Below are 21,447 nucleotides of genomic sequence, written 5' to 3' on the forward strand. Positions count from 1 at the left end.
GCCATGTTCGCGCCCAAAGCAGTGTGGGGACTTGCCGATCGCCATCGCGATCGGGAGCGCGCTTTAAGGGACTTCCATGGCAAAGCCGGTTGTGATCGTGGTGGGCGCCGACAAGGGCGGGGTCGGCAAGACCACCGTCTCGCGGACGCTCCTGGACTATTTCAGTGCCAATAACGTGCAGACCCGGGCGTTCGACACCGAATCGCCGCGCGGCACGCTGAAGCGCTTCCATCCTGACATCACCGAGATCGTCGACATGACGACGACCGCGGACCAGATGAAGATCTTCGACACGCTGAACTCGGGGCCCTCGGTTACCGTGATCGACGTCCGCGCCGGCCTGTTGTCGCCCGCGCTGGCCTCGCTGCGCGATATCGGCTTCCTCGACGCGGCGCGTTCCGGCCAGATCACCTTCGCCGTGTTCCATATCCTCGGCCCGTCGATCGCTTCGCTGGACGAGATCGCCGAAACCGCCAACTTCATGAGCGGCGCGAAATATTTCCTGGTGAAGAACTTCATCAACGACACCCAGTTCTTCCAGTGGGACCAGGCGACCTACAATTCCTACTTCCACCGCATCAAGGATGCCGTGGACCTGACCATCCCGAAGCTCAACGAAATGGCCTATGAGCAGGTCGAGGTCTCCTCGGTTCCGTTCCTGAAATTCGTCGCCAACAAGGGCATCAACGACGACGCCGCCAACTACTCCTTCGTGCTGCGCGGCTATGTCCGGCACTGGCTCGCCAATGTCTGGAGCGAGTACGACCGGATCAAGCTGACCGACCTGGTCGGCGCCAAGTCGGCCAAAGGCGAAAAATAGTCGGACCTTCGACCTTGATGGGGCTGGATTAGGCGAAAATTTGGCCTGATATAGCGGGCGATGTCATCGACGCCCGTTTACATCATCTGCTCGCCCCGCCCGCAGGTCGGCAAGACGCTGATCGCGCGGCTGCTCGGCGAATTCCTGCTGCTCAAGAACGGCGACGTGGTCTGCTACGACATCAATCTGAAGGAGCCGTCGCTGCTCGACTACCTGCCGCGGATCACCGAAACGGCAGATGTGATCGACACCTACGGCAAGATGCAGCTGATGGACCGCGTCATCGTCAATGACGGCATCGGCAAGGTGATCGACCTCGGCTACCACGCCTTCGACGAATTCTTCAAAATGTGCGACGAGATCGGGCTGATGAAGGAGGCGCTGCGCCGCCGCGTCTCACCCGTGATCCTGTACGTCGCCGATACCGACCGCGCCTCGGTGCGCGGCTACCAGACGCTGCTCGGCACGATCCCGCCGAATGCGCTGATCGTCATCGACAACGAGTTCGTGGTGCGCGGCGAGCTGCCGCCGGTCATGACCGCCAGCCGGGTGCTGCGCTTCCGCGCGCTGCCGGTGTTCCTGAAGACCTATATCGACCGGCTGAACTTCTCCTTCACCGGCTATCTGCGCCAGGAAAGGGATTCATCGACCGAGCTGCATCAATGGATCCGGCGGAATTACACGACGTTCCGCGATCTCGAATTGAGCATGCTGCTGCAGCGGGGATGACTCTGCTCCCTCGCCCCGCTCTTGCGGGGAGAGGGTCGGGGTGAGGGGCTGGTTCCGCAAATTCGACCGAGATTGGAGTGCGCGGAGAGTCCCCTCACCCGGATCGCATCTTCGATGCGATCCGGCCTCTCCCCGCACGCGGGGCGAGGCTAAGAGATCAATGCCCCTCGAACGCCATCAGCGTGCGCACCGGAACGTCCATCGCGCGCAGCTTGGCCGCGCCGCCGAGGTCAGGCAGGTCGACGATGAAGCAGGCGGCGACCACATTGGCGCCGATCTGGCGCAGCAGCTTCACCGCGCCCTCCGCGGTGCCGCCGGTCGCGATCAGATCGTCGACCAGGATCACGCGCTCGCCGGGCTGCACGGCGTCGGCATGCATCTCCATCTCGTCGATGCCGTATTCAAGCGAATAGGCAATCCGCACCGTGGTGTGCGGCAGCTTGCCCTTCTTGCGGATCGGCACGAAGCCGGCGGAGAGCTGATGCGCCACCGCGCCGCCGAGGATGAAGCCGCGGGCCTCGATGCCGGCGACCTTGTCGACCTTCGCCCCCGCCCAGGGATGCACCAGCTCATCGACCGCGCGGCGGAAGGCGCGAGCATCCGCCAGCAGCGTCGTGATGTCGCGAAACAGGATGCCCTTCTTCGGGTAGTCCGGGATGGTGCGAACGGTCGCCTTGATGTCGTGGTCGAAGGTCATTGGTCTCGCTCTGAGGGTCATTCCGGGGCGATGCGAAGCATCGAACCTGGAATCTCGAGATTCCGGGTCTGGTGCTAACGCACCATCCCGGAATGACGATGGTTAAACTTAGCCTTCACTTGCTACTCACATTAAGCCGGAATGCATTCTCGACAATGCGCAGGCCGACCTCGTTGCCGAGCGACATCAGCGATTCCGGATGGAATTGCACGCCGCCGACCGGCAGGGTCTTGTGCTCGATCACCATCGCGACACCGTCTTCGGTGGTCGCGGTCACCGCCAGCACCTCGGGCACGCTGTCGCGCTCGACATAGAGCGAGTGGTAGCGGCCGATCACGATCTCATTGGGCAGGTTCTGCATCAGCCGGCCACCACGCACCTGGACGCGCGAGGGACGGCCATGCGCGGGCTGGCCGAGCTGGCCAAGCTGGCCGCCGAAATACTCGCCGATCGCCTGCACGCCGAGGCAGACGCCGAAGATCGGCAGCTGCTTCTCCAGCGCGGTGTCGATGGTCTTCGCGATGCCGAAATCCTCCGGGCGCCCCGGCCCGGGCGACAGCACCAGGAGGTCCCAGCCCTTCTTCTTGAGCATGTCCTGGGCATGGATATGCCTGACCACGGTGACGTTGGCACCGACCTGGCGGAAGTAATCGGCCAGCATGTGCACGAAGCTGTCGTCGTGATCGATCAAGAGCACGTTCTTGCCGGAGCCGGTGGCGTCGGGCGCGAAATCCGACAGCGGCTTCGGCGGATCGCCGCGCAGCGCCTGGAACAGCGCCGCCGCCTTGACCTGGCACTCACGATCCTCGGCGGCGGGATCTGAATCGAACAGGCAGGTCGCGCCGACGCGCACCTCGGCGAGACCGTCCTTCATGCGGATGGTGCGGATGGTGAGCCCGGTGTTGATGCTGCCGTCGAAATTGACGCAGCCGATCGCGCCGGCATACCAGCGCCGCGGCGACCGCTCGTGATCCTCGACGAACTGCATCGCCCACAGTTTCGGCGCGCCGGTCACGGTCACGGCCCAGGCGTGGGTCAGGAAGGCGTCGAGCGAATCGAAGCCCGGCCGCAGGATGCCTTCGACGTGGTCGACGGTGTGGAACAGCTTTGAGTAGGTCTCGATCTGACGCCGCGCCAGCACCTTGATGGTGCCGGGCACGCAGACGCGCGCCTTGTCGTTGCGGTCGACGTCGGTGCACATGTTGAGCTCGAACTCGTCCTTCTCCGAGTTCAACAGCTTTCGGATCTGCTCGGCATCGCCGATCGAATCCGAACCTCGCGCGATGGTGCCCGAGATCGGGCAGGTCTCGACCCGGCGGCCATCGGAACGGACGAACATCTCCGGCGACGCCGAGACCAGGAATTCGCCGGCGCCGAGATTCATCAGCGCGCCGTAGGGCGACGGGTTGATGCGGCAGAGCCGCTGGAACACTTCCGCCGGCGAGCGCTCGCAGGGCTCGGCAAACAGCTGCCCGGGCACCGCCTCGAACAGATCGCCGCGGGCAAACGCCGCGCGCGCGACCTCGACGGTCGCCTGGTACTCGCCCGGGGCGTGATCGGCAAAGCCCTGCCGGCCGTTCCTGGCGTAGAGGCTCGGCGCGGTCTCCTGCGACAGGCCGGCGGTGGATTTGCCCTTCCACGCGAACTCGTAAGTGAGCGCCACGCCGCGGCCGGTGGCGCGGTCATAGGCCAAGAGGCGGTCCGGCACGTAGAGCACGATGTCGCGCTGGTCGGCCTCGCGGGCGCGCTTCTGCACGAGGTCCTCGATCTGGAACACGAGGTCGTAGGCGAAGGCGCCGAACAGGCCGAGCAGCGGATCGGCATTGGAGGTGAACGCCGCCACCATGTCGCGCACCAGCGACATCACGCTGGCGCGGCGGGTGCGCTGGTCTTCCTCGACCGGCGCGGCGCCGCGGATGATGTGGCCGGCGAGCCGCGTTGCGCTCCGCTCTGAGATCACGACGCAGGGCTCGCGCAGCACGTCGCCGAGGAAGGCGATCAGGACCTCGCCGCGCGGGTTCAGCGCCTGCAACGAGAAGTTCGTACCTGACGTCTCCAGCACCAGCGGCGGATCGGCAAAGCCGAGGTCAAAGCTCTCGTAGCGGCCCGGTACCGTCGTGCCCGAGGACAGCACCACGCCGCGGCGGCGGTCCAGTAGCGCGATCAAATCGTCGAGGCGGTTGGCGCCGCCGGTGAACTGCTCGACCACGCGCGCGACCGCAAGGCCGCCATTGGTCAGATATTCGCTTCGAGCCGGCAGGGAGAAGACTGTCCTGTTCATGTGATCCTCTTACGAGACTTGCCGAGAGAGCGCCACACAGGACAAACGAAGGGCAAATAAACTAACCATCGGTCGCACTGCGATGGCGACCTTCGACGTTTGTGAAAAAAGAAAACGCACCGGCCACCTATGAGAAGGTGGGCCACCAACGACGGGATGGGCTGGCAACGGTGCTCATGCCCGTTACTCACCACCCGGCGCGGGCCGTGTCAAGGGATGGCCCGGCAGCCCTGCCCCAAGGCGGGACGCCCCCTGGACGGCATTTTCGGGGTTTGAAGGGGCAAGAAACCGCGTAGCATTTGCCGAAATGGCGGCCGGCCGGCCGCCCAAAAAACAGACAGATAGCGGAGGCGCAGATGGCGATTTTGGGTCTCGGATATGCCGGCTTCGGCTCCGACGCGCTTGACGACTGGCGGCAGTTCGGCACTGGCCTCGTCGGGCTGCAGGCGGTCGAGCGCGGCAACTCGTTGCTCGCGTTCCGGATGGACGACCGCAAGCAGCGCATCGTGATCGACCGCGCCCAGGGCGAAGGCACCCGGTTCTTCGGCTGGGAGGTGGCTGACCGTGCGGCCCTCGACGCGCTGGCGGCACGGCTGGAGCGCGCCGGCGTCGCGGTGACATCAGAGCCGCAGGCGCTCGTAGATAGCAGGCGGGTGCGCGGTTTGATCTCGTTTCGGGATCCCGCCGGCAACCGCCTCGAGGCGTTTCATGGCGCCGAGATTGACGACACGCCGTTCAGGCCGGGCCGCTCGATCTCCGGCTTCCGCACCGGGCCGCTCGGCCTCGGCCACGCCGTGCTGACCGTCGAGAACATCGCCCCGGTGATGAGCTTCTATGTCGACGTGCTCGGCTTCGGCCTCAGCGACTACATCGAAAAACCGTTCCGCGCCTATTTCTTCCACGTCAATGCCCGCCACCACTCGCTGGCGCTGATCGAGACCGGCACGAACGGCATGCATCATCTGATGGTCGAGCTGTTCTCGCTCGACGATGTCGGCCAAGCCTATGACGTCGCGCAGCAGGAAGACCGCGTCAACGTCACGCTCGGCCGCCACACCAACGACCTGATGACGTCGTTCTACGCGAGGTCGCCGTCCGCCTTCATGGTCGAGTGCGGCTGGGGCGGCCGCGAGATCGATCCGGCGAACTGGACGCCGTTCGAGATGCATGACGGCCCGAGCCTGTGGGGCCACGAGCGGGTCTGGCTGTCGCCGGGGGACCGCGCCGTCGCGCGCGAGATGCGGATGCGCGCCGCCGCCGAGGGCAAGCGCGCACCGGTGCAGGTGATGGAAGGCAATTTCAGGCTGATGTCGGGGACCTGCCCGTGGTGGGACGGGGTGAAGGAAAGTTAAGTCTCGCCGTCGTCCCTGCCTAGTGCGCAATTGCGCACGGGAGCAGGGACCCATAACCACAGGGCGTAGTTATTTGGCGAGATGACTGCCAGCGTGCCCATTGCAAAAGCCACGGCGTATGGGTCCCGGCCTTGGCCGGGACGACGCCGGTGGTTTTGCAATCGCCTTACCCTAGGTGCTTCTTGAAGAAGTCCGTGGCGCGGCCCCAGGCGAGTTCGGCGGCCTCGCGGTCGTGCACCGACTGGCGCTGCTCGTTGACGAAGGCGTGCTCGGCGTCGTAGCGGAACAGCTCGAGCGACTTGCCGGCGGCCTTCATCGTCTTCTCGAAATTGCTGACGAGCTCGGGCGTGCACCAGTCGTCCTTGTTGGCGAAATGCGCCTGCAGCGGAATCCTGACGTCGGCGGGCTTGGCGGCCTGCTCCGGCGGAATGCCGTAGAACACGACGCCCGCGGTCAGTTCCGGCACATGCACCGAGCCGATGATGGTCACCGCGCCGCCGAGACAGAAGCCGGTCAGGCCGACCTTGGCGCCGTTCTTGGCGAGATACTGCGCGGCGCCGCGCACCGTCTGCGTGGTGGCGTCCATGAAGTCGAGCGAGTTCATCTCTTTGCCCGCGGCATCGGTGTCGTGATACGGCACCACCTTGCCCTTGTAGAGATCGGGCGCCAGCGCATCGAAGCCAGCCACCGCGAAGCGGTCGCACAGGCCCTTGATCTGGTCCGACAGGCCCCACCATTCCTGGATCACGACGACGCCGGGTGCGTTGCCGCGCGCCGCATTGGCGAGATAGCCCGACGCTTCCTTGCCGTCCGGACGCTTGAAGCTGATGCTGGTACCCATGAGTTCCTCCGCAATGTTTGCCGGCTGATTGGCCGGCATCTTGTCCGCACTCGGCGGCCGACGCAATTGACGACACTGTCATTCCGGGTTCGATGCTACCGCGTCACCCCGGAATGACGGAGAGATTGCAAACAAAAAAGCCCCCGAAGGGGCTTTTTCAAACTCGCTATGCCGTACCCGAGATCAGTGGGCGTTGGCCCAGACCTTGCGCTTGGTGAAGTACATCAGGAAGGCGAAGACGACCAGGAAGAAGAACACCTGCATGCCGATCCGCTTGCGCTCCTCCATGTGCGGCTCGGCGGCCCACATCAGGAACGTGGTGACGTCATGCGCGTACTGCTTGACCGTCGCCGGCGAACCGTCGTCGAAGGTCACCTGACCATCGGACAGCGGCTTCGGCATCTTGATGGCGTGGCCGGGGAAGTACTTGTTGTAGTACGAGCCCTCCGGGATCGTGACGCCCGCCGGAGCCTTGTCCTCGAAGCCCTGCAGGATGGCGTCGACGTAGTCGGGTCCCTGCTCCTGGTACTGGGTGAAGAAGTCGATCGCGAACTGCGGGAAGCCGCGCTTGTAGGACCGCGCCTTGGTGATCAGCGAGAGGTCGGGCGGCGCCGCGCCGCCATTGGCCGCGCGCGCGGCCTGCTCGTTCGGGAACGGCGACGGGAAGTAATCCGCCGGGCGGCCCGGACGCTCGAACATCTCGCCCTGGTCGTTCGGACCGTCCTTGATCTTGTACTCGGACGCGAACGCCGCCGCCTGCGCCGGCGAATAGCCGGGACCGCCGGGATCGGCGAGGTTGCGGAACGCGACATAGGACAGGCCGTGACAGGCGGCACAGACTTCCTTGTAGACCTTCAAGCCGCGCTGCAGCGAGCCACGGTCATAGGTGCCGAAAGGACCGGAGAACGACCACTTCTGGGCCGGCGGCGCGTTGCCACTCTCCTCGGCCTTGGCGTTCTGGGTGCCGCCGACGAGCAGGCTGCCGGCCACCACCATCGCGAGCATCACAGAGGCCGCGGTCGCGGCCCTGCCCTTGCTCTTCGCCAGCACGTCGTCGGCGATCGAGTTCGGCACCGGACGCGGCGTCTCGATGCGGGCGAGCAGCGGCAGCACAATCAGGAAGTAGGCGAAGTAGCAGACCGTCAGGATGCGGCCGGCGATCACATAGATGCCTTCCGGCGGCTGCGAGCCGAGGTAACCGAGCAGGATGCAGACCACCACGAAGATCCAGAAGAACTGCTTGGCCAGCGGGCGATACTTCGACGAACGGGTCCGTGCGCTGTCGAGCCAGGGCAGGAAGCACAGGATGATGATCGCCGAGAACATCGCCACGACGCCGGCGAGCTTGTTCGGGATCGAACGCAGGATCGCATAGAACGGCAGGTAGTACCATTCAGGCACGATGTGCGCCGGCGTCACGCCCGGGTTCGCCGGGATGTAGTTGTCGGCGTCGCCGAGATAGTTCGGCATGTAGAAGATGAACCAGGCGAAGAAGATCAGGAAGCAGGACACGCCGAACATGTCCTTGATCGTCGCATACGGCGTGAACGCAACGGTGTCCTTCTCAGTCTTGGCCTCGACGCCGGCCGGGTTGTTCTGACCCGCGACGTGCAGCGCCCAGACGTGCAGCACGACCACGCCGGCGATCACGAACGGGAGCAGATAGTGCAGCGAGAAGAAGCGGTTCAGTGTCGGGTTGCCGACCGAATAGCCGCCCCACAGCAGGGTCACGATGCTCTCGCCGAAATAGGGCACGGCCGAGAACAGATTGGTGATGACGGTGGCGCCCCAGAAGCTCATCTGGCCCCACGGCAGCACGTAGCCCATGAAGCCCGTCGCCATCATCAGGAGGTAGATGATGACGCCGAGGATCCACAGCACCTCACGCGGCTCCTTGTACGACCCGTAATAGAGGCCGCGGAACATATGGATGTAGACGGCGAAGAAGAACATCGACGCGCCGCACGCATGCATGTTGCGCAGCAGCCAGCCGTAATTGACGTCGCGGACGATCAGTTCGACCGACTTGAAGGCGAGGTCGGCGTGCGGCGTGTAGTGCATCGCCAGGATCACGCCGGTCAGGATCTGCAGCGCCAGCATCATCGAAAGGATGGCGCCGAAGGTCCACCAGTAGTTCAGGTTGCGCGGCGTCGGATAGGCCACGAACGAGGAGTGGATCAGGCCGAAGATCGGAAGGCGCCGTTCGATCCACTTCAAGGCGGGGTTGCTCGGTTGGAAATCAGATGGTCCGCTCATTGATGCGATCCTGAAGAAGAAAAACGACGCGATGGGTCCAAGTGGAAGCTGAAATCCCGGAGGGGCCGGGACTTAGCCTATCTGGATTTTGGTGTCGGAAAGGAAGGCGTAAGGCGGCACCGCCAGGTTGGCGGGCGCCGGCCCCTGGCGGATACGACCGGAGGAGTCGTACTGCGAGCCGTGGCAGGGGCAGAAGAAGCCGTCGTAATTGCCTTCATGGGCGATCGGGATGCAGCCGAGATGGGTGCAGATGCCGATCACAACCAGCCACTGGTCGTGGCCGGCCTTGACGCGGGCCGAGTCGGGCTGCGGGTCGGGCAGGCTCGAGAGCGCCACGCTCTGGGCCTCCTGGATCTGCTTCTTGGTGCGATGGCTGATGTAGATCGGCTTGCCGCGCCAGAAGACCTTGATGTCCTGGCCCTCGGCGATCGGCGTCAGATCGACCTCGATCGGCGCGCCGGCCGCGATCGTCGCGGCATCCGGGTTCATCTGCGCAACAAGCGGCCAGACGGTGGCGGCTGCGCCGACCGCGGCGGCAGCTCCGGTTGCAACAAAGAGAAAATCACGGCGTGTCGGATGGTCCGCCGAAGACGCTGTCGTCACGATTCCTAGCCCTTTCTTTTCTGCAGCCGGTGGAACCGCCCTGGAGACGCAGGACGCGCCCCAAGAAAGGCTGCCGGCGCCCGCGGCCCCCGCGGCGGCAGAAAACCGCTATTCCCCACCCCAAATGGCGGAACAGCAGTCCAGAATCGTTCTATTGGCACCCTTGCCGGACGAGCGCAAGCCCGCTATCGGCTCGCACACGTGCAATGCACGAAATCCGCGCCGAGCGATGTTTTATTGAGACAATTTCATCCGGATTTCACAGGCCGCCCGCACCATGCAGATCGCGCTGTTCCAGCCCGACATCCCCCAGAATACAGGGACGATTCTGCGCCTCTGCGCTTGCCTGGACGTGTCAGCCCATATCATCGAACCGGCGGGATTCGACACCTCGGATCGGAATTTCCGCCGGGCGGGTATGGACTATCTCGACCATGTGCGGTTGAAGCGTCACGACTCATGGTCGAAATTCGAGGAATGGCGGGCCGAGGCCGGATGCCGGCTGGTGCTGTTCACGACCAAGGCGGCGAAATCCTATCTTGATTTCGCGTATACGGCCTCCGATGTCCTGCTGTTCGGGCGCGAGACGGCGGGGGTGACCGACGCGGTGGTGGCCGCCGCAGATGCGCGGCTGGTGATTCCGATCCGGCCGACCATGCGTTCGCTCAATGTGGCCGTCACGGCGGCCATGGCCGTCGGCGAGGCGCTGCGGCAGACCGGTTCAGGAAGCGCCGGTTCGGGAATTGCCGGTTCGGCAACTTAAGGGATTTTTGGTGAGCTACGCGGTCAAGGAGATCTTTCTCACCCTGCAGGGCGAAGGCGCCCATGCGGGCCGCGCTTCCGTGTTCTGCCGCTTCGCCGGCTGCAACCTCTGGAGCGGCCGCGAGCAGGACCGCGCCGGCGCTGTCTGCAAGTTCTGCGACACCGATTTCGTCGGCACCGACGGCACGCTGGGCGGCCGTTATGCGACCGCGGAAGAGCTTGGCGGCACCATTGCCGCGCAATGGACAGGAGGCGAGGCCGACCGCTACGTCGTCCTGACTGGGGGCGAACCGCTGCTGCAGGTCGACGCGGCCTTGATCGATGCCCTGCACGGCCACGGCTTTGCGATCGCGATCGAGACCAACGGCACCATCGTCCCGCCCGACGGGCTCGACTGGATCTGCGTCAGTCCCAAGGCTGCAGCCGAGCTCGTGGTGCGCAAGGGGCACGAGCTCAAACTGGTCTATCCGCAGGTGGAGAACACACCGGAGGATTTCGCAGGCCTCGCCTTCGAGCGCTTCTCGCTGCAGCCGATGGACGGCCCCGACGTGATCGAGAATACCGAGCGGGCGATCGCCTATTGCCTGAAGCACCCGCAATGGCGCCTTAGCGTGCAGACGCACAAGACGCTCGGGATTAGATGAACTAACAGAATCGGATTGTTGAACGAGATGTGGGAATTGACGAAAGCGTTTCGGTTCGAGGCTGCGCACGCGCTGTCCGGAACGACCTTTGGCACCGCCAGCGAGGAGATTCACGGCCACTCCTTTCGCGCCGAAGTCACCGTGCGCGGCACGCCCGATCCGAAAACCGGGATGGTAGTCGATCTCGGCCTGCTCGAACGCGCCATGGCCGAGGTGCAGAAGACGCTCGACCACAAGTTCCTGAACAAGATCGAGGCGATCGGCGTGCCGACGCTGGAGAATCTGTCGCGCTTCATCTGGGAGCGGTTGCAACACGCAGGCAAGCTGACCCGCGTCAGCGTCCATCGCGACAGCTGCAACGAGAGCTGCACATACTTCGGCCCGCAAGGTTAGTCATGCTGCCAACAGACCCCGCCATCATCGAGGACCGCAAGGCGCGTGCGCGCGGCTGGTTCGAGGCGCTGCGCAACGACATCTGCGCGGCCTTCGAGAAGCTCGAGGACGACGCCCCGTCCACGCTTTATCCCGGCGCCGCCGGCCGGTTCGCGCGGACCCCCTGGGACCGCACCGACCACACCGGCAAGCCGGGCGGCGGCGGCGTGATGTCGATCATGAAGGGCCGGCTGTTCGAGAAGGTCGGCGTGCACTGCTCGACCGTGCACGGCGAGTTCGCCCCCGAATTCCGCGCGCAGATTCCAGGTGCCGCCGACGATCCACGATTTTGGGCGTCGGGCATTTCGCTGATCGCGCATCTGCGCAATCCGAATGTGCCCGCCGTGCACATGAACACCCGCTTCGTCGTCACCACCAAGGCGTGGTTCGGCGGCGGCGCCGACCTGACGCCGGTGCTGAACCGCCGACGCACCCAGGAGGACCCCGATACGGTCGCCTTCCATGCCGCGATGAAAGAAGCGTGCAGCGGGCCGAACGGCGTTGCCGACTACGACAAGTACAAGACATGGTGCGACGAGTATTTCTATCTGCCGCACCGCAAGGAAGCCCGCGGCATCGGCGGCATCTTCTATGACTGGCACGACAGCGGCGACTGGGAAGCCGATCTCGCCTTCACCCAGGACGTCGGGCGCAGCTTCCTGAAGATCTATCCCGACCTGGTGCGGCGCAATTTCGCGGCCGCCTGGAGCGCGGAGGATCGTGACGAGCAGTTGGTCCGCCGCGGACGCTATGTCGAGTTCAACCTGCTCTATGACCGCGGCACGATCTTCGGCCTGAAGACCGGCGGCAATGTGGATTCGATCCTGTCGTCGCTGCCGCCGGAGGTGAAATGGCCGTGATGAACCTGCCGCGCGCGATGCTGATCGACATGGATGACACCATCCTGTCGGCCTATGGACGCCCCGAGATCGCCTGGAACACGATCACCACGGAGTTCGCCGCGGAGCTGGCGCCCCTGCCCCCGGATCAGGTCGCGACGGCGCTGTTGGCCTACGCGAGGCAATTCTGGTCGACCGCCGAGCCGATCTGGCGGATCAAGCTCGGCGAGGCGCGGCGGCTCACCGTGAAGGGCGGCTTCGCGGCGCTTGCGGCGGCCGGTCACCGCGCGCTGCCCGACGATCTCGCCGACCGCATCGCCGATCGCTTCACTGCCTACCGCGAGGAGGAGATGTTCGTCTTCCCCGGCGCGCATGAAGCGATCGATGCGTTGAAGGCGCTTGGCATCAAGCTCGCGCTGGTCACCAACGGCGCCGCCGACATGCAGCGCGCCAAGGTCGAGCGCTTCGCGCTCGGCCATCGTTTCGATCACATCCAGATCGAGGGCGAGCACGGCTTCGGCAAGCCGGAGGAGCGCGCCTACCTGCACGCGATGGAAGCGCTCGGCGTCACCGCACCGGACACCTGGATGATCGGCGACAATCTCGAGTGGGAAGTCGTGGCGCCACAGCGGCTTGGCATCTACGCGATCTGGATGGACGTGCACGGTGTCGGGCTGCCGCCGGGATCGACGGTGAAGCCGGACCGCATCATCCGCTCGCTGGGCGAACTGGTTCCGGCCGCGCGGAAATAACACAGCGGCTGATTTCACAGCAAATCCACTGCGCCAGGCGCCGGCCGTGATTTGACTGTCATCACCGGTCGCTAGCCTGCCGTCCGCGTCATCCAGCGCGGAGGAAAATCATGGAACTGAAACCAGGCGATGTTGTCATGCTGAAGTCCGGCGGCCATCCGATCACGGTCGTCGAAATCGACGAGGACAAGGTCGCGTGCCTGTGGATGGGTACGGACGGCGATCTGTTTCGCGAAACCTTGCCGCTTGTCGCACTCGAATCGACCGAGCTCGATCCGGAGGACGATGAAGAGGAAGACGACGAAGACGAGGACGACGCGGAAGAAGAAGACGACGAGGACGAAGACGACGACGGCGACCGCAAGAAGAAGCGCAAGGCGGCGTGAGATCCGTTGGCGCGATGCTGACTGGCGGATGCCGGCAGCATCGCCTCCATGCGACGTTCGACCGATCGTCGTTCAGCCAATCGTCACCGTGCCGCCGCTGACCACGGCGGCATCGAGACGTCGGCAAGAAAACTCAGAGAAAATTCAAAGCCGATGGTCGCGGGTGAAACGGGCCGCAGTCTGGTCGGCGATATCAGACAGCATCTTCGGCTCCAGCGGAAAGTTCGCGGCCAACCAGGCATCCTCCGCCAGGGTCAGGACATGTCCGAGTGCCGGTCCCTCGGCAATGCCGCGCGCGATGAAATCCGACGCCCGCAACGGAAAGTGCGGCGCGCGCCAGCGCTCCGGCAGCGTGGCGAGCGCGCGCCATTGATCGACATCCTGGTCCGCGCCGGTTCGCGCCCAGGCCAATAGCACCCGGTCGCGATACGGCTCCTCGTCGAGCCGGTAGAGCCTGCGCCTGGCATGCGCCTCGTCCATGCCGGGCAAGCGCCACCAGCGATGGCCCATCGAATCGAGCGCCTTGGCCTCGGCGTTGGAGAGCCGCAGCCGGCCAGCGATGCGCCGCGCGTCCTCGGTCACGGCGACCGTCAGCGCGGCGAGCCTTCGCATCGCGCTCGGCGCGAGCTTCATCAGCCGCTCGATCTCGATCATCGCCGCAAGCGGGCCGGTATAGGCGACGCCGCCGAACAGCGGCTGCAGCAAGCCACCGTCACCCATCGCGACCACTGCACTTGCGGCGCCGTTCGCGACCACGAGCTTGAGCATCTCCATGCGGATCCGCTCGGCGGAGAGGCCGGCCAATCCGGCGCGCCCGCCGATGCAGGCGAGATAGCCGGCGCGATCGACCTCGCCCGCGCCATAGGCGGCATGGAAACGGAAGAAGCGCAGGATGCGCAGATAGTCCTCGGCAATCCGCTGCGCGGGATCGCCGATGAAGCGCACGCGCCTCGCCTCGATGTCGGCGAGGCCGCCGACGTGATCGTGCACGACGCCCGAAGCGTCGACCGACAGGCCGTTGATGGTGAAGTCGCGCCGCTCGGCGTCACGCACCCAGTCGCGCCCGAACGCCACCCTGGCCTTGCGGCCATAGGTCTCGGTATCCTCGCGCAGCGTCGTCACCTCGAAGGGCTGGCTGTCGACGACCAGGGTCACCGTGCCGTGCTCGATACCGGTCGGCACGCTCTTGATGCCCGCCCGCTTGGCGCGGCGGATCACCTCCTCAGGCAGCGCCGTGGTGGCAATGTCGATGTCGGCGAGCGGAATCCGCATCAAGGCGTTGCGCACGGCCCCACCGATCACTCGGGCTTCCTCGCCGTCGGCGTTGAGCAGGCCGAGCACGCGCGCCGCAGGCCCGGAAGCGAGCCATGGCGCGTCGGACAACAGGCGCACCTCGCTCATTTCTCAACTCCCGGCACCAGCTTGCCGTTTTCGATATGGGCTGGAACGTAGGTCGAATTCGGCGGCGCGCCAGTCAATTCGGCCAACAGCACGAAGCTCACGATGACCATCACCAGCGCCACCAGCGTCAGCTTTGCGATCATGTCGAGCGGCCATGACGCCGGCAGCGTCACGCCGGACCGCGTCGCGATGAGGAAGATGGCATAGACCGCGAACGGGACCAGAAAGATTCCGATCTCGGTCAATACCGTGCGGATCATGACAGATAGATCCGCTCATACAGCACGCGCAGAATGCCCGCGGTCGCGCCCCAGATGTAGCGCTCGGCGAACGGCATCGCGTAATAGGACCGGTCCATGCCGCGGAATTCCTTGGTGTGGATCTGATGATTCTCGGGATTCATCAGGAAGGCGAGCGGCACCTCGAACGCATCGACCACCTCCGCCTCGTTGATCGCAAGCGTGAATCCCGGCTTCACCTTCGCGACCGTCGGCAGAATGCGGAAGCCGAACGCGGTGCCATAAAGGTCGAGATAGCCGACCGGGTCGATGAATTCCCGCTTCAGCCCGACTTCCTCGCAGGCCTCGCGCAGCGCGGCATCGAGCGGCGAAGCGTCGGTGGCGTCGATCTTGCCGCCGGGAAACGAGATCTGGCCGGCATGGCTCGACAGATTGGGCGAGCGCTGCGTCAACAGCACGGTCGGCTCGGAATGATCGACCACCGGGATCAGCACCGCGGCCGGCCGCACCGGCTGCTCCTGCGCCACGATCTCGAGCATGCGGTCGTTGCCGGAATCTCCGGTGCGCGGAATGATATGCGGATCGACCAGGCCCGGCGGCACATCGAAAGTGAGCCGCGTGCGGGCCCGCGCGAAGAATTCCGTCGAGCTGATCGTCGCCGGCTCCACCTTCAGCAACGGCTCGTTCAAAGTGCGTCCCTCACCTGACTGGCATCGGCCATCGCGAAGAACTCGCCGCCGGACTCGATGCCGAACATCTCCTGACCATCGACCATCCGCTGCTCGCCCATGTCAACCAGATCGTAATAGAGCGCGCGGGTGACCTTGGCCCACAAATCGGCGCGGACGTGCAGATAGGGCGTCAATCCGCCGTCCTCGGCCGCCTCGAATCTGAGGCCGTGGCCTTTCTCGCAATCGACCCAATCGTCGACATTGGTGCGGAACCTGAGCAGGCGGCCGCGCGCGTCTTCCCCGGCCTGCATTTCCACGGCAAGGAACGGCGCGTCATCGACGCGGATGCCGACCTTCTCCACCGGTGTCACGAGAAAGTGCTTGCCGTCCTCGCGCTTCAGGATCGTGGAGAACAGCCGCACCAGCGCGGGGCGGCCGATCGGCGTTCCCATGTAGAACCAGGTGCCGTCAGGCGCGATTCGCATGTCGAGATCGCCGCAGAATGGCGGATTCCACAGGTGAACCGGCGGCAGGCCCTTGCGTCCGGCCGGACCCGATGTCGCAGCTTGATTGGCGGCCGTGGTGAGCCCTTCGAGACCCTTGCTCCCGAGGCCCGTAGTTTCCCTGCCGGAATCGCTCTGCCCTTGCTTCGCCATTGTTTGCCTTAAGGTTTCCTACCTTCAATCTGGCACGTTTGGTGCACATATCCTGAGATGTGATCGGGATGTCATTCTCGCCACATCGTGATGCCGTTCATACCCTGAAACACCGATAAGGTGGGGATAGTTTAATTCAACGAATACATGGCCTTCGCTCAGGTTTAGCATGAGGGCCGAGATGACGACAGATGATGACGACGCGCCGATGTGCGCGCATCGTCAAAAAGGAGCGGATCGAATGGCTGGTGCAGACAGCGTCGAGAAACTGGAGGATGTGATCGTCCGTTCGGCCGAGCAGGTCGCGGGCCAGATCAAGGCCGCCAAGGAAGCGGTCTCCACCGTCATCTTCGGCCAGGAGCAGGTGATCGAAAACACCCTGGTGACGATTCTGTCGGGCGGCCACGCGCTGTTGATCGGCGTGCCCGGCCTCGCCAAGACCAAGCTGGTCGAGACCCTCGGCGTCACGCTCGGCCTCGATGCCAAGCGCATTCAGTTCACCCCCGACCTGATGCCGTCGGACATTCTCGGCGCCGAAGTGCTCGACGAGAGCTCGGCGGGCAAGCGTTCGTTCCGCTTCATCGCAGGTCCCGTGTTCGCGCAGTTGCTGATGGCCGACGAGATCAACCGCGCCAGCCCGCGCACCCAGTCGGCGCTGCTGCAAGCCATGCAGGAGCAGCACATCACCATTGCCGGCGCGCGGCATGATTTGCCAAAGCCGTTCCACGTGCTCGCGACGCAGAACCCGCTCGAGCAGGAAGGCACCTATCCGCTGCCCGAGGCGCAGCTCGACCGCTTCCTGATGGAAATCGACGTCGACTATCCCGATCGCGACGCCGAGCGGCGCATCCTGTTCGAAACCACCGGCGCCGAAGAGGCCGCGGCCAAGCCGTCGATGGACGCGGAGACGCTGCTCACCGCGCAACGCCTGGTGCGCCGCCTGCCGGTCGGTGATTCCGTGGTCGAGGCGATCCTGACGCTGGTCCGCGCCGCGCGTCCCGGCACCGAGGGCGGCGAGGCCGGCAAGCTGATCGCATGGGGCCCGGGTCCGCGCGCCAGCCAGGCCTTGATGCTCGCGGTGCGTGCCCGTGCATTGCTCGACGGGAGACTCGCGCCGTCGATCGACGATGTGCTCGATCTCGCAGAGCCCGTGCTCAAGCACCGCATGGCGCTGACGTTCTCGGCGCGCGCCGAGGGCCGCACCATTCCCGACGTGATCAAGCAACTGAAGACCCGGATCGGTTGATGGCCGCAGACAACAGGCACCAGAACGAGGAGATCCTTGCGGTTCGACGTGCCGATGGCGAAAGCCGAACGCTCGCCGCATCGCTGCCGCGTCTGGTGCTTGAGGCCCGCCGTGTCGCTGCCAACGTCATCCATGGCCTGCACGGCCGCCGCCGCGCCGGCTCGGGCGAGAATTTCTGGCAATACCGCCGCTTCGTCTCCGGCGAGCCGTCGCAGCGCGTCGATTGGCGCCGCTCGGCGCGCGACGACCATCTCTATGTCCGCGAGCAGGAGTGGGAAGCCGCGCACACGGTGTGGATCTGGCCCGACCGCTCGCCGTCGATGGCCTTTGCCTCGCGCGAGGCGCGCGACAGCAAGCTGGAGCGCGGACTGATCGTAGCCTTCGCGCTCGCCGAGCTGCTCGTTGCGGGCGGAGAACGCGTCGGCATTCCCGGCCTGCTGAACCCGACCGCAAGCCTCAACGTGATCGACAAGATGGCGGAAGCGATGTTGCACGACGAGACGACGCGCGCGAGCCTGCCGCCGTCCTTCGTGCCATCGTCGCTGGCCGAAGTCGTCGTGTTGTCGGATTTCTGGTCGCCGATCACGGAGATCACGGCGATGCTGGCCGGGCTTTCCTCCTCCGGCGCGCACGGCACCCTGATCCAGGTCGTCGATCCCGCCGAAGAGACCTTCCCCTATTCCGGCCGGGTCGAATTCGTCGAGCCGGAGATCGGCAGCGTCATCACCGCGGGCCGCGCCGAGAGCTGGGCGAGCGATTATGTCGCCCGGGTCGCGCTGCATCGCGACCAGATCCGCGGCGAGACCAATCGGCTCGACTGGCTGTTCTCGACCCACACCACCAGCCGCTCCGCGGCCGAGCTGCTGCTGTTCCTGCATGCCGGCATGATGGTGAGCAAGGGCGGTGGCCGCTCAATAGTCAAGGCGGGACGCAGCGCATGATCGCAGGCCTCCCCCTCTCCTTCGCCGAACCGCTGCTGCTGCTGGGGCTGGTCAGCCTGCCGGCGCTGTGGTGGCTGTTGCGCGTGATGCCGCCGCGGCCGCGCCGGATCGAATTCCCGCCGACGCGGCTGTTGTTCGACATCGCGCCCAAGGAGGAGACGCCGTCGCGCACGCCGTGGTGGCTGACGCTGCTGCGGCTCGCCGCCGCCGCGCTCGTCATCTTCGCCGCTGCCGGCCCGATCTGGAATCCGCAGACGCGGCGTTGCCGCCGGTAAATTGCCGCTGGTGATCCTGCTCGACGACGGCTGGAGCGCGGCCTCGAGCTGGGACGCGCGGATCAGGGCCGCCGACGAACTGATCGCCAACGCCGACAGCGACCGCCGTGGCGTCGCGCTGGTGCCGCTGTCCGAGCCCGCGCGCGACATCACGCTGATGCCGGCCGGCGCCGCGCGCGTCGCGCTGCGCCAGCTCGCGCCGAAGCCCTACTCGGTCGATCGGGTTGAAACTCTCGGCGCGCTTGGACGTTTCCTCAAGTCGACCGGCGACTGCGACATCGCCTGGCTGTCCGACGGCGTCGACACCGGACGCGGCAGCGAATTCACCGAGGGGCTCGGCAAGGTGATCGAAAGCCGCAATCTGACGATCTATGCGGGCGGAGCGCAGTCGGCGCAGGCGCTGGTCGCGGCCGAGAACGCCGCCGCCAAGATGACGGTGAAGGTGCTGCGCACCGAGAGCGGCATCGCGGCGGGAACGGTGCGCGCGGTCGACGCCAAGGGCTCGCCGATCGGCGAGGCGCGCTACACATTCGGACCGCAGGATCGCGAGACCGAAGCCGCCTTCGATCTTCCGGTCGAGTTGCGCAACGACATCGCACGGCTCGAAATTTCCGGCGAGCATTCGGCCGGCGCCGTGCAGCTGCTCGACCGGCGCTGGCGCCGCCGCGCCATCGGCGTGGTCTCGGGTGCGAGTAACGACACCGCGCAGCCGCTGTTGGCGTCGACCTTCTATCTCTCCCGCGCGCTATCGCCATTTGCCGATGTCAGGCTCGGCGATCGCGGCGCGCCACAGCAGGTGATCGGGCAATTCCTCGACCAGCGGTTGCCGATGATCGTGATGGCCGACGTCGGCACGCTGTCGCCGGAGATCCGCGACCGGCTCAATGCCTGGATCGAGCAAGGCGGCGTGCTGGTGCGCTTCGCAGGTCCGCGCCTCGCCCAGGCCGATGACGACCTCGTTCCCGTCAAGCTCCGCCGCGGCGGACGCACGCTCGGCGGCAGCCTGACCTGGGAGAAGCCGCAGCACATGGCCTCGTTCGCCGCCGATGGCCCGTTCTCGGGCCTCACCGTGCCGAAGGACATCACCGTCAACCGCCAGGTGCTGGCCGAGCCCGACGCCGTGCTCTCGACCAAGAGCTGGGCCTCGCTGGAGGACGGCACGCCGCTGGTCACCGGCGAGCGTCGCGGCAAGGGCGTGGTCAGCCTGTTCCATGTCGGCGCCGACATGCGCTGGTCGGATCTGCCGATGTCCGGCACCTTCGTCGAGATGCTGCGCCGGCTGATCGACATGTCCGGCTATACCTCGAAGCCCGGCCCGGGCGTCGCCAGCGATCCCAATGCCGAGACGGTTGCGCCGCTGCGCACGCTCGACGGCTTCGGCGTCTTCGGCCCGCCGCCCTCGAGCGCCAAGCCGATGTCGGCGGACTATCGCGATCGCGGCACGGCCGACCATCCGCCCGGCTTCTACGGCACTGCCGAGAGCCCGATCGCGGTCAACACGCTCGCCTCCGCCGATCGGATCGCGCCGCTCGACACCTCGGCCCTGCGCGCGACGCGTGCGAGCTACACCAACGCCGAGCCGCGCGATTTGAGAGGCATCATGCTGTCGACGGCGCTGGCGCTGTTCCTGCTCGATGCGATCGTGGTGGCCATGCTCGGCGGCGGCCTTGCCGCGCTGATCCGGCGGCGCGCGGCACCGGCCGCGCTCGCGTTGGCCTTCATCCTTGCGACCACGATGGTGCCCTCGCCGAGCCGCGCGCAGAACGCCAGCAGCGACGACTTCGCCATCAAGGCGGTGTCGCAGACGCGGCTGGCCTACGTCGTGACCGGCAATGCCGATGTCGATTCCATCGTCAAGGCGGGGATGTCCGGACTGACGCTGTTCCTCGGACAGCGCACCGCGCTGGAAGCCGGCGATCCCGTCGGCATCGATCCCGCGCGCGACGAGCTGGCTTTCTTCCCCCTGATCTACTGGCCGATCGTGCCGGGCGCGCCGAAGCCGCCGCAGGACGCCATCAACAAGATCGACGCCTACATGAAGCAGGGCGGCACCGTCATCTTCGATACCCGTGACGCCGTCGAAGCGCCGCCGGGGGACAACGGCTCATCGCAAACGCCCGGCATGCAGACGCTGCGCGAATTGCTGTCGACCCTCGACGTACCCGAGCTCGAACCGGTGCCGCGCGAGCACGTGCTGACCAAGACGTTCTATCTGCTGCGCGACTTCCCCGGCCGCTTCAACTCCGGCCAGACCTGGGTCGAGGCGCTGCCGCGCGAGGACGACGACGAGGCTGCGCAGCGCCCGGCGCGCGGCGGCGACGGCGTCTCGCCGATCATCATCACGTCGAACGACCTCGCCGGCGCCTGGGCGATCCGCCCCGACGGCCAGCCGATGCTGCCGCTAACGCCGGGCGAGCCGCGCCAGCGCGAATTCGCCTTCCGCGCCGGCGTCAACATCGTGATGTACACGCTGACCGGCAACTACAAGGCCGACCAGGTGCACGCGCCTGCCTTGATCGAGCGGCTGGGACAATAGAGATGCAAGTGCTTCAGCTGCCAACACCGTCATTCCGGGATGGTCCGAAGGACCAGACCCGGAATCTCGAGATTCCGGGTTCGATGCT

The 21,447-nt window shown here is 65.7% G+C and carries 20 protein-coding genes and 1 pseudogene; 12 read left to right on the forward strand and 9 right to left on the reverse strand.

The window, feature by feature from the left end; all coding sequences use genetic code 11:
- The first annotated feature begins 76 nt into the window (after positions 1–76).
- Positions 77–820 carry a P-loop NTPase family protein gene (locus ACVW1B_RS26690; RefSeq protein ID WP_016839706.1) on the forward strand — a complete coding sequence of 248 codons (744 nt, stop codon included), beginning with the start codon at positions 77–79 and terminating at the stop codon, positions 818–820.
- A 60-nt stretch (positions 821–880) separates the two neighbouring features.
- A complete protein-coding gene (locus tag ACVW1B_RS26695; RefSeq protein WP_076830282.1) occupies positions 881–1,549 on the forward strand; it encodes a P-loop NTPase family protein in 669 nt (222 codons plus the stop codon).
- 157 nt (positions 1,550–1,706) lie between these two features.
- Here ACVW1B_RS26695 and ACVW1B_RS26700 read toward each other — a convergent pair whose 3' ends face one another.
- On the reverse strand, positions 1,707–2,246 hold the full coding sequence (locus tag ACVW1B_RS26700; protein WP_018273383.1) for an adenine phosphoribosyltransferase: 540 nt from the start codon (positions 2,244–2,246) through the stop codon (positions 1,707–1,709).
- Positions 2,247–2,361: 115 nt separating this feature from the next.
- Positions 2,362–4,527, reverse strand: coding sequence for an anthranilate synthase component I (locus ACVW1B_RS26705; RefSeq protein ID WP_456822483.1), 2,166 nt, complete (start codon positions 4,525–4,527; stop codon positions 2,362–2,364).
- A gap of 356 nt (positions 4,528–4,883) precedes the next feature.
- Here ACVW1B_RS26705 and ACVW1B_RS26710 point away from each other — a divergent pair, with 356 nt between their 5' ends.
- Positions 4,884–5,879, forward strand: coding sequence for a VOC family protein (locus ACVW1B_RS26710; RefSeq protein WP_456779284.1), 996 nt, complete (start codon positions 4,884–4,886; stop codon positions 5,877–5,879).
- 166 nt (positions 5,880–6,045) lie between these two features.
- Here ACVW1B_RS26710 and ACVW1B_RS26715 read toward each other — a convergent pair whose 3' ends face one another.
- The 3 genes from ACVW1B_RS26715 to petA form a co-directional block, all read right to left on the reverse strand.
- The gene (locus tag ACVW1B_RS26715; RefSeq protein ID WP_456822484.1) at positions 6,046–6,720 is read right to left on the reverse strand and encodes a dienelactone hydrolase family protein; all 675 of its coding nucleotides are present in this window, start codon (positions 6,718–6,720) and stop codon (positions 6,046–6,048) included.
- 183 nt (positions 6,721–6,903) lie between these two features.
- Positions 6,904–8,976, reverse strand: coding sequence for a cytochrome c1 (locus ACVW1B_RS26720; RefSeq protein WP_456822485.1), 2,073 nt, complete (start codon positions 8,974–8,976; stop codon positions 6,904–6,906).
- Between the two features lie 72 nt (positions 8,977–9,048).
- On the reverse strand, positions 9,049–9,579 hold the full coding sequence (gene petA, locus ACVW1B_RS26725; RefSeq protein WP_016839713.1) for a ubiquinol-cytochrome c reductase iron-sulfur subunit: 531 nt from the start codon (positions 9,577–9,579) through the stop codon (positions 9,049–9,051).
- Positions 9,580–9,856: 277 nt separating this feature from the next.
- Between petA and ACVW1B_RS26730 the strand changes: the two genes are divergently transcribed.
- The 6 genes from ACVW1B_RS26730 (at position 9,857) to ACVW1B_RS26755 (ending at position 13,394) form a co-directional block, all read left to right on the forward strand.
- Positions 9,857–10,342 (forward strand): tRNA (cytidine(34)-2'-O)-methyltransferase, encoded by a 486-nt coding sequence (locus tag ACVW1B_RS26730; RefSeq protein WP_229191605.1) that lies wholly within the window; start codon positions 9,857–9,859, stop codon positions 10,340–10,342.
- A gap of 10 nt (positions 10,343–10,352) precedes the next feature.
- Positions 10,353–10,985 (forward strand): 7-carboxy-7-deazaguanine synthase, encoded by a 633-nt coding sequence (gene queE, locus ACVW1B_RS26735; protein WP_456779282.1) that lies wholly within the window; start codon positions 10,353–10,355, stop codon positions 10,983–10,985.
- A gap of 27 nt (positions 10,986–11,012) precedes the next feature.
- On the forward strand, positions 11,013–11,378 hold the full coding sequence (locus ACVW1B_RS26740; RefSeq protein ID WP_092126881.1) for a 6-pyruvoyl trahydropterin synthase family protein: 366 nt from the start codon (positions 11,013–11,015) through the stop codon (positions 11,376–11,378).
- Positions 11,379–11,380: 2 nt separating this feature from the next.
- A complete protein-coding gene (hemF, locus tag ACVW1B_RS26745) occupies positions 11,381–12,277 on the forward strand; it encodes an oxygen-dependent coproporphyrinogen oxidase (protein ID WP_456822486.1) in 897 nt (298 codons plus the stop codon).
- Positions 12,268–13,008 carry an HAD-IA family hydrolase gene (locus tag ACVW1B_RS26750; protein WP_438078562.1) on the forward strand — a complete coding sequence of 247 codons (741 nt, stop codon included), beginning with the start codon at positions 12,268–12,270 and terminating at the stop codon, positions 13,006–13,008. The genes hemF and ACVW1B_RS26750 overlap by 10 nt, the downstream gene beginning before the upstream one ends.
- Positions 13,009–13,145: 137 nt before the next feature.
- Positions 13,146–13,394: a DUF2158 domain-containing protein gene (locus tag ACVW1B_RS26755; protein WP_225647785.1), complete on the forward strand. Its 249-nt coding sequence runs from the start codon at positions 13,146–13,148 to the stop codon at positions 13,392–13,394.
- A gap of 144 nt (positions 13,395–13,538) precedes the next feature.
- On the opposite strand, the gene ACVW1B_RS26760 is transcribed toward ACVW1B_RS26755, so the two are convergent.
- Genes ACVW1B_RS26760 through ACVW1B_RS26775 form a run of 4 tightly spaced genes read right to left on the reverse strand, consistent with a single transcriptional unit; the run spans position 13,539 to position 16,361 of the window.
- Entirely contained in the window at positions 13,539–14,795 is a 1,257-nt protein-coding gene (locus ACVW1B_RS26760; RefSeq protein WP_456822487.1) for a CCA tRNA nucleotidyltransferase, read from the reverse strand.
- Positions 14,792–15,055, reverse strand: a complete 264-nt coding sequence (locus ACVW1B_RS26765; protein WP_028333189.1) for a DUF6111 family protein — start codon at positions 15,053–15,055, stop codon at positions 14,792–14,794. Before ACVW1B_RS26765 ends, ACVW1B_RS26760 begins: the two co-directional genes overlap by 4 nt.
- Positions 15,052–15,687 carry a CoA pyrophosphatase gene (locus ACVW1B_RS26770; protein ID WP_456781848.1) on the reverse strand — a complete coding sequence of 212 codons (636 nt, stop codon included), beginning with the start codon at positions 15,685–15,687 and terminating at the stop codon, positions 15,052–15,054. The genes ACVW1B_RS26765 and ACVW1B_RS26770 overlap by 4 nt, the downstream gene beginning before the upstream one ends.
- A 32-nt stretch (positions 15,688–15,719) precedes the next feature.
- Complete coding sequence (locus ACVW1B_RS26775; RefSeq protein WP_092085829.1) at positions 15,720–16,361, reverse strand: DUF1285 domain-containing protein; 642 nt, start codon at positions 16,359–16,361, stop codon at positions 15,720–15,722.
- Between the two features lie 241 nt (positions 16,362–16,602).
- Here ACVW1B_RS26775 and ACVW1B_RS26780 point away from each other — a divergent pair, with 241 nt between their 5' ends.
- The 3 genes and pseudogenes from ACVW1B_RS26780 (at position 16,603) to ACVW1B_RS26790 (ending at position 21,359) form a co-directional block, all read left to right on the forward strand.
- Entirely contained in the window at positions 16,603–17,607 is a 1,005-nt protein-coding gene (locus ACVW1B_RS26780) for an AAA family ATPase (protein ID WP_038386028.1), read from the forward strand.
- Positions 17,607–18,548: a DUF58 domain-containing protein gene (locus ACVW1B_RS26785; RefSeq protein WP_456792865.1), complete on the forward strand. Its 942-nt coding sequence runs from the start codon at positions 17,607–17,609 to the stop codon at positions 18,546–18,548. The genes ACVW1B_RS26780 and ACVW1B_RS26785 overlap by 1 nt, the downstream gene beginning before the upstream one ends.
- Positions 18,545–21,359: pseudogene (locus ACVW1B_RS26790) on the forward strand (DUF4159 domain-containing protein). The gene ACVW1B_RS26785 and the pseudogene ACVW1B_RS26790 overlap by 4 nt, the downstream one beginning before the upstream one ends.
- Positions 21,360–21,447: the final 88 nt, after the last annotated feature.

The sequence above is a fragment of the Bradyrhizobium sp. USDA 4502 genome, from assembly GCF_054063355.1.

Excerpts from the sequence above, each read along its gene's own strand:
- ACVW1B_RS26690 (WP_016839706.1), top strand. The coding sequence starts at position 77 with ATGGCAAAGCCGGTTGTGATCGTGGTGGGCGCCGACAAGGGCGGGGTC.
- ACVW1B_RS26695 (WP_076830282.1), top strand. The coding sequence starts at position 881 with ATGTCATCGACGCCCGTTTACATCATCTGCTCGCCCCGCCCGCAGGTC.
- ACVW1B_RS26700 (WP_018273383.1), bottom strand. The coding sequence starts at position 2,246 with ATGACCTTCGACCACGACATCAAGGCGACCGTTCGCACCATCCCGGAC.
- ACVW1B_RS26705 (WP_456822483.1), bottom strand. The coding sequence starts at position 4,527 with ATGAACAGGACAGTCTTCTCCCTGCCGGCTCGAAGCGAATATCTGACC.
- ACVW1B_RS26710 (WP_456779284.1), top strand. The coding sequence starts at position 4,884 with ATGGCGATTTTGGGTCTCGGATATGCCGGCTTCGGCTCCGACGCGCTT.
- ACVW1B_RS26715 (WP_456822484.1), bottom strand. The coding sequence starts at position 6,720 with ATGGGTACCAGCATCAGCTTCAAGCGTCCGGACGGCAAGGAAGCGTCG.
- ACVW1B_RS26720 (WP_456822485.1), bottom strand. The coding sequence starts at position 8,976 with ATGAGCGGACCATCTGATTTCCAACCGAGCAACCCCGCCTTGAAGTGG.
- ACVW1B_RS26730 (WP_229191605.1), top strand. The coding sequence starts at position 9,857 with ATGCAGATCGCGCTGTTCCAGCCCGACATCCCCCAGAATACAGGGACG.
- ACVW1B_RS26740 (WP_092126881.1), top strand. The coding sequence starts at position 11,013 with ATGTGGGAATTGACGAAAGCGTTTCGGTTCGAGGCTGCGCACGCGCTG.
- hemF (WP_456822486.1), top strand. The coding sequence starts at position 11,381 with ATGCTGCCAACAGACCCCGCCATCATCGAGGACCGCAAGGCGCGTGCG.
- ACVW1B_RS26750 (WP_438078562.1), top strand. The coding sequence starts at position 12,268 with ATGGCCGTGATGAACCTGCCGCGCGCGATGCTGATCGACATGGATGAC.
- ACVW1B_RS26755 (WP_225647785.1), top strand. The coding sequence starts at position 13,146 with ATGCTGAAGTCCGGCGGCCATCCGATCACGGTCGTCGAAATCGACGAG.
- ACVW1B_RS26760 (WP_456822487.1), bottom strand. The coding sequence starts at position 14,795 with ATGAGCGAGGTGCGCCTGTTGTCCGACGCGCCATGGCTCGCTTCCGGG.
- ACVW1B_RS26765 (WP_028333189.1), bottom strand. The coding sequence starts at position 15,055 with ATGATCCGCACGGTATTGACCGAGATCGGAATCTTTCTGGTCCCGTTC.
- ACVW1B_RS26775 (WP_092085829.1), bottom strand. The coding sequence starts at position 16,361 with ATGGCGAAGCAAGGGCAGAGCGATTCCGGCAGGGAAACTACGGGCCTC.
- ACVW1B_RS26780 (WP_038386028.1), top strand. The coding sequence starts at position 16,603 with ATGGCTGGTGCAGACAGCGTCGAGAAACTGGAGGATGTGATCGTCCGT.
- ACVW1B_RS26785 (WP_456792865.1), top strand. The coding sequence starts at position 17,607 with ATGGCCGCAGACAACAGGCACCAGAACGAGGAGATCCTTGCGGTTCGA.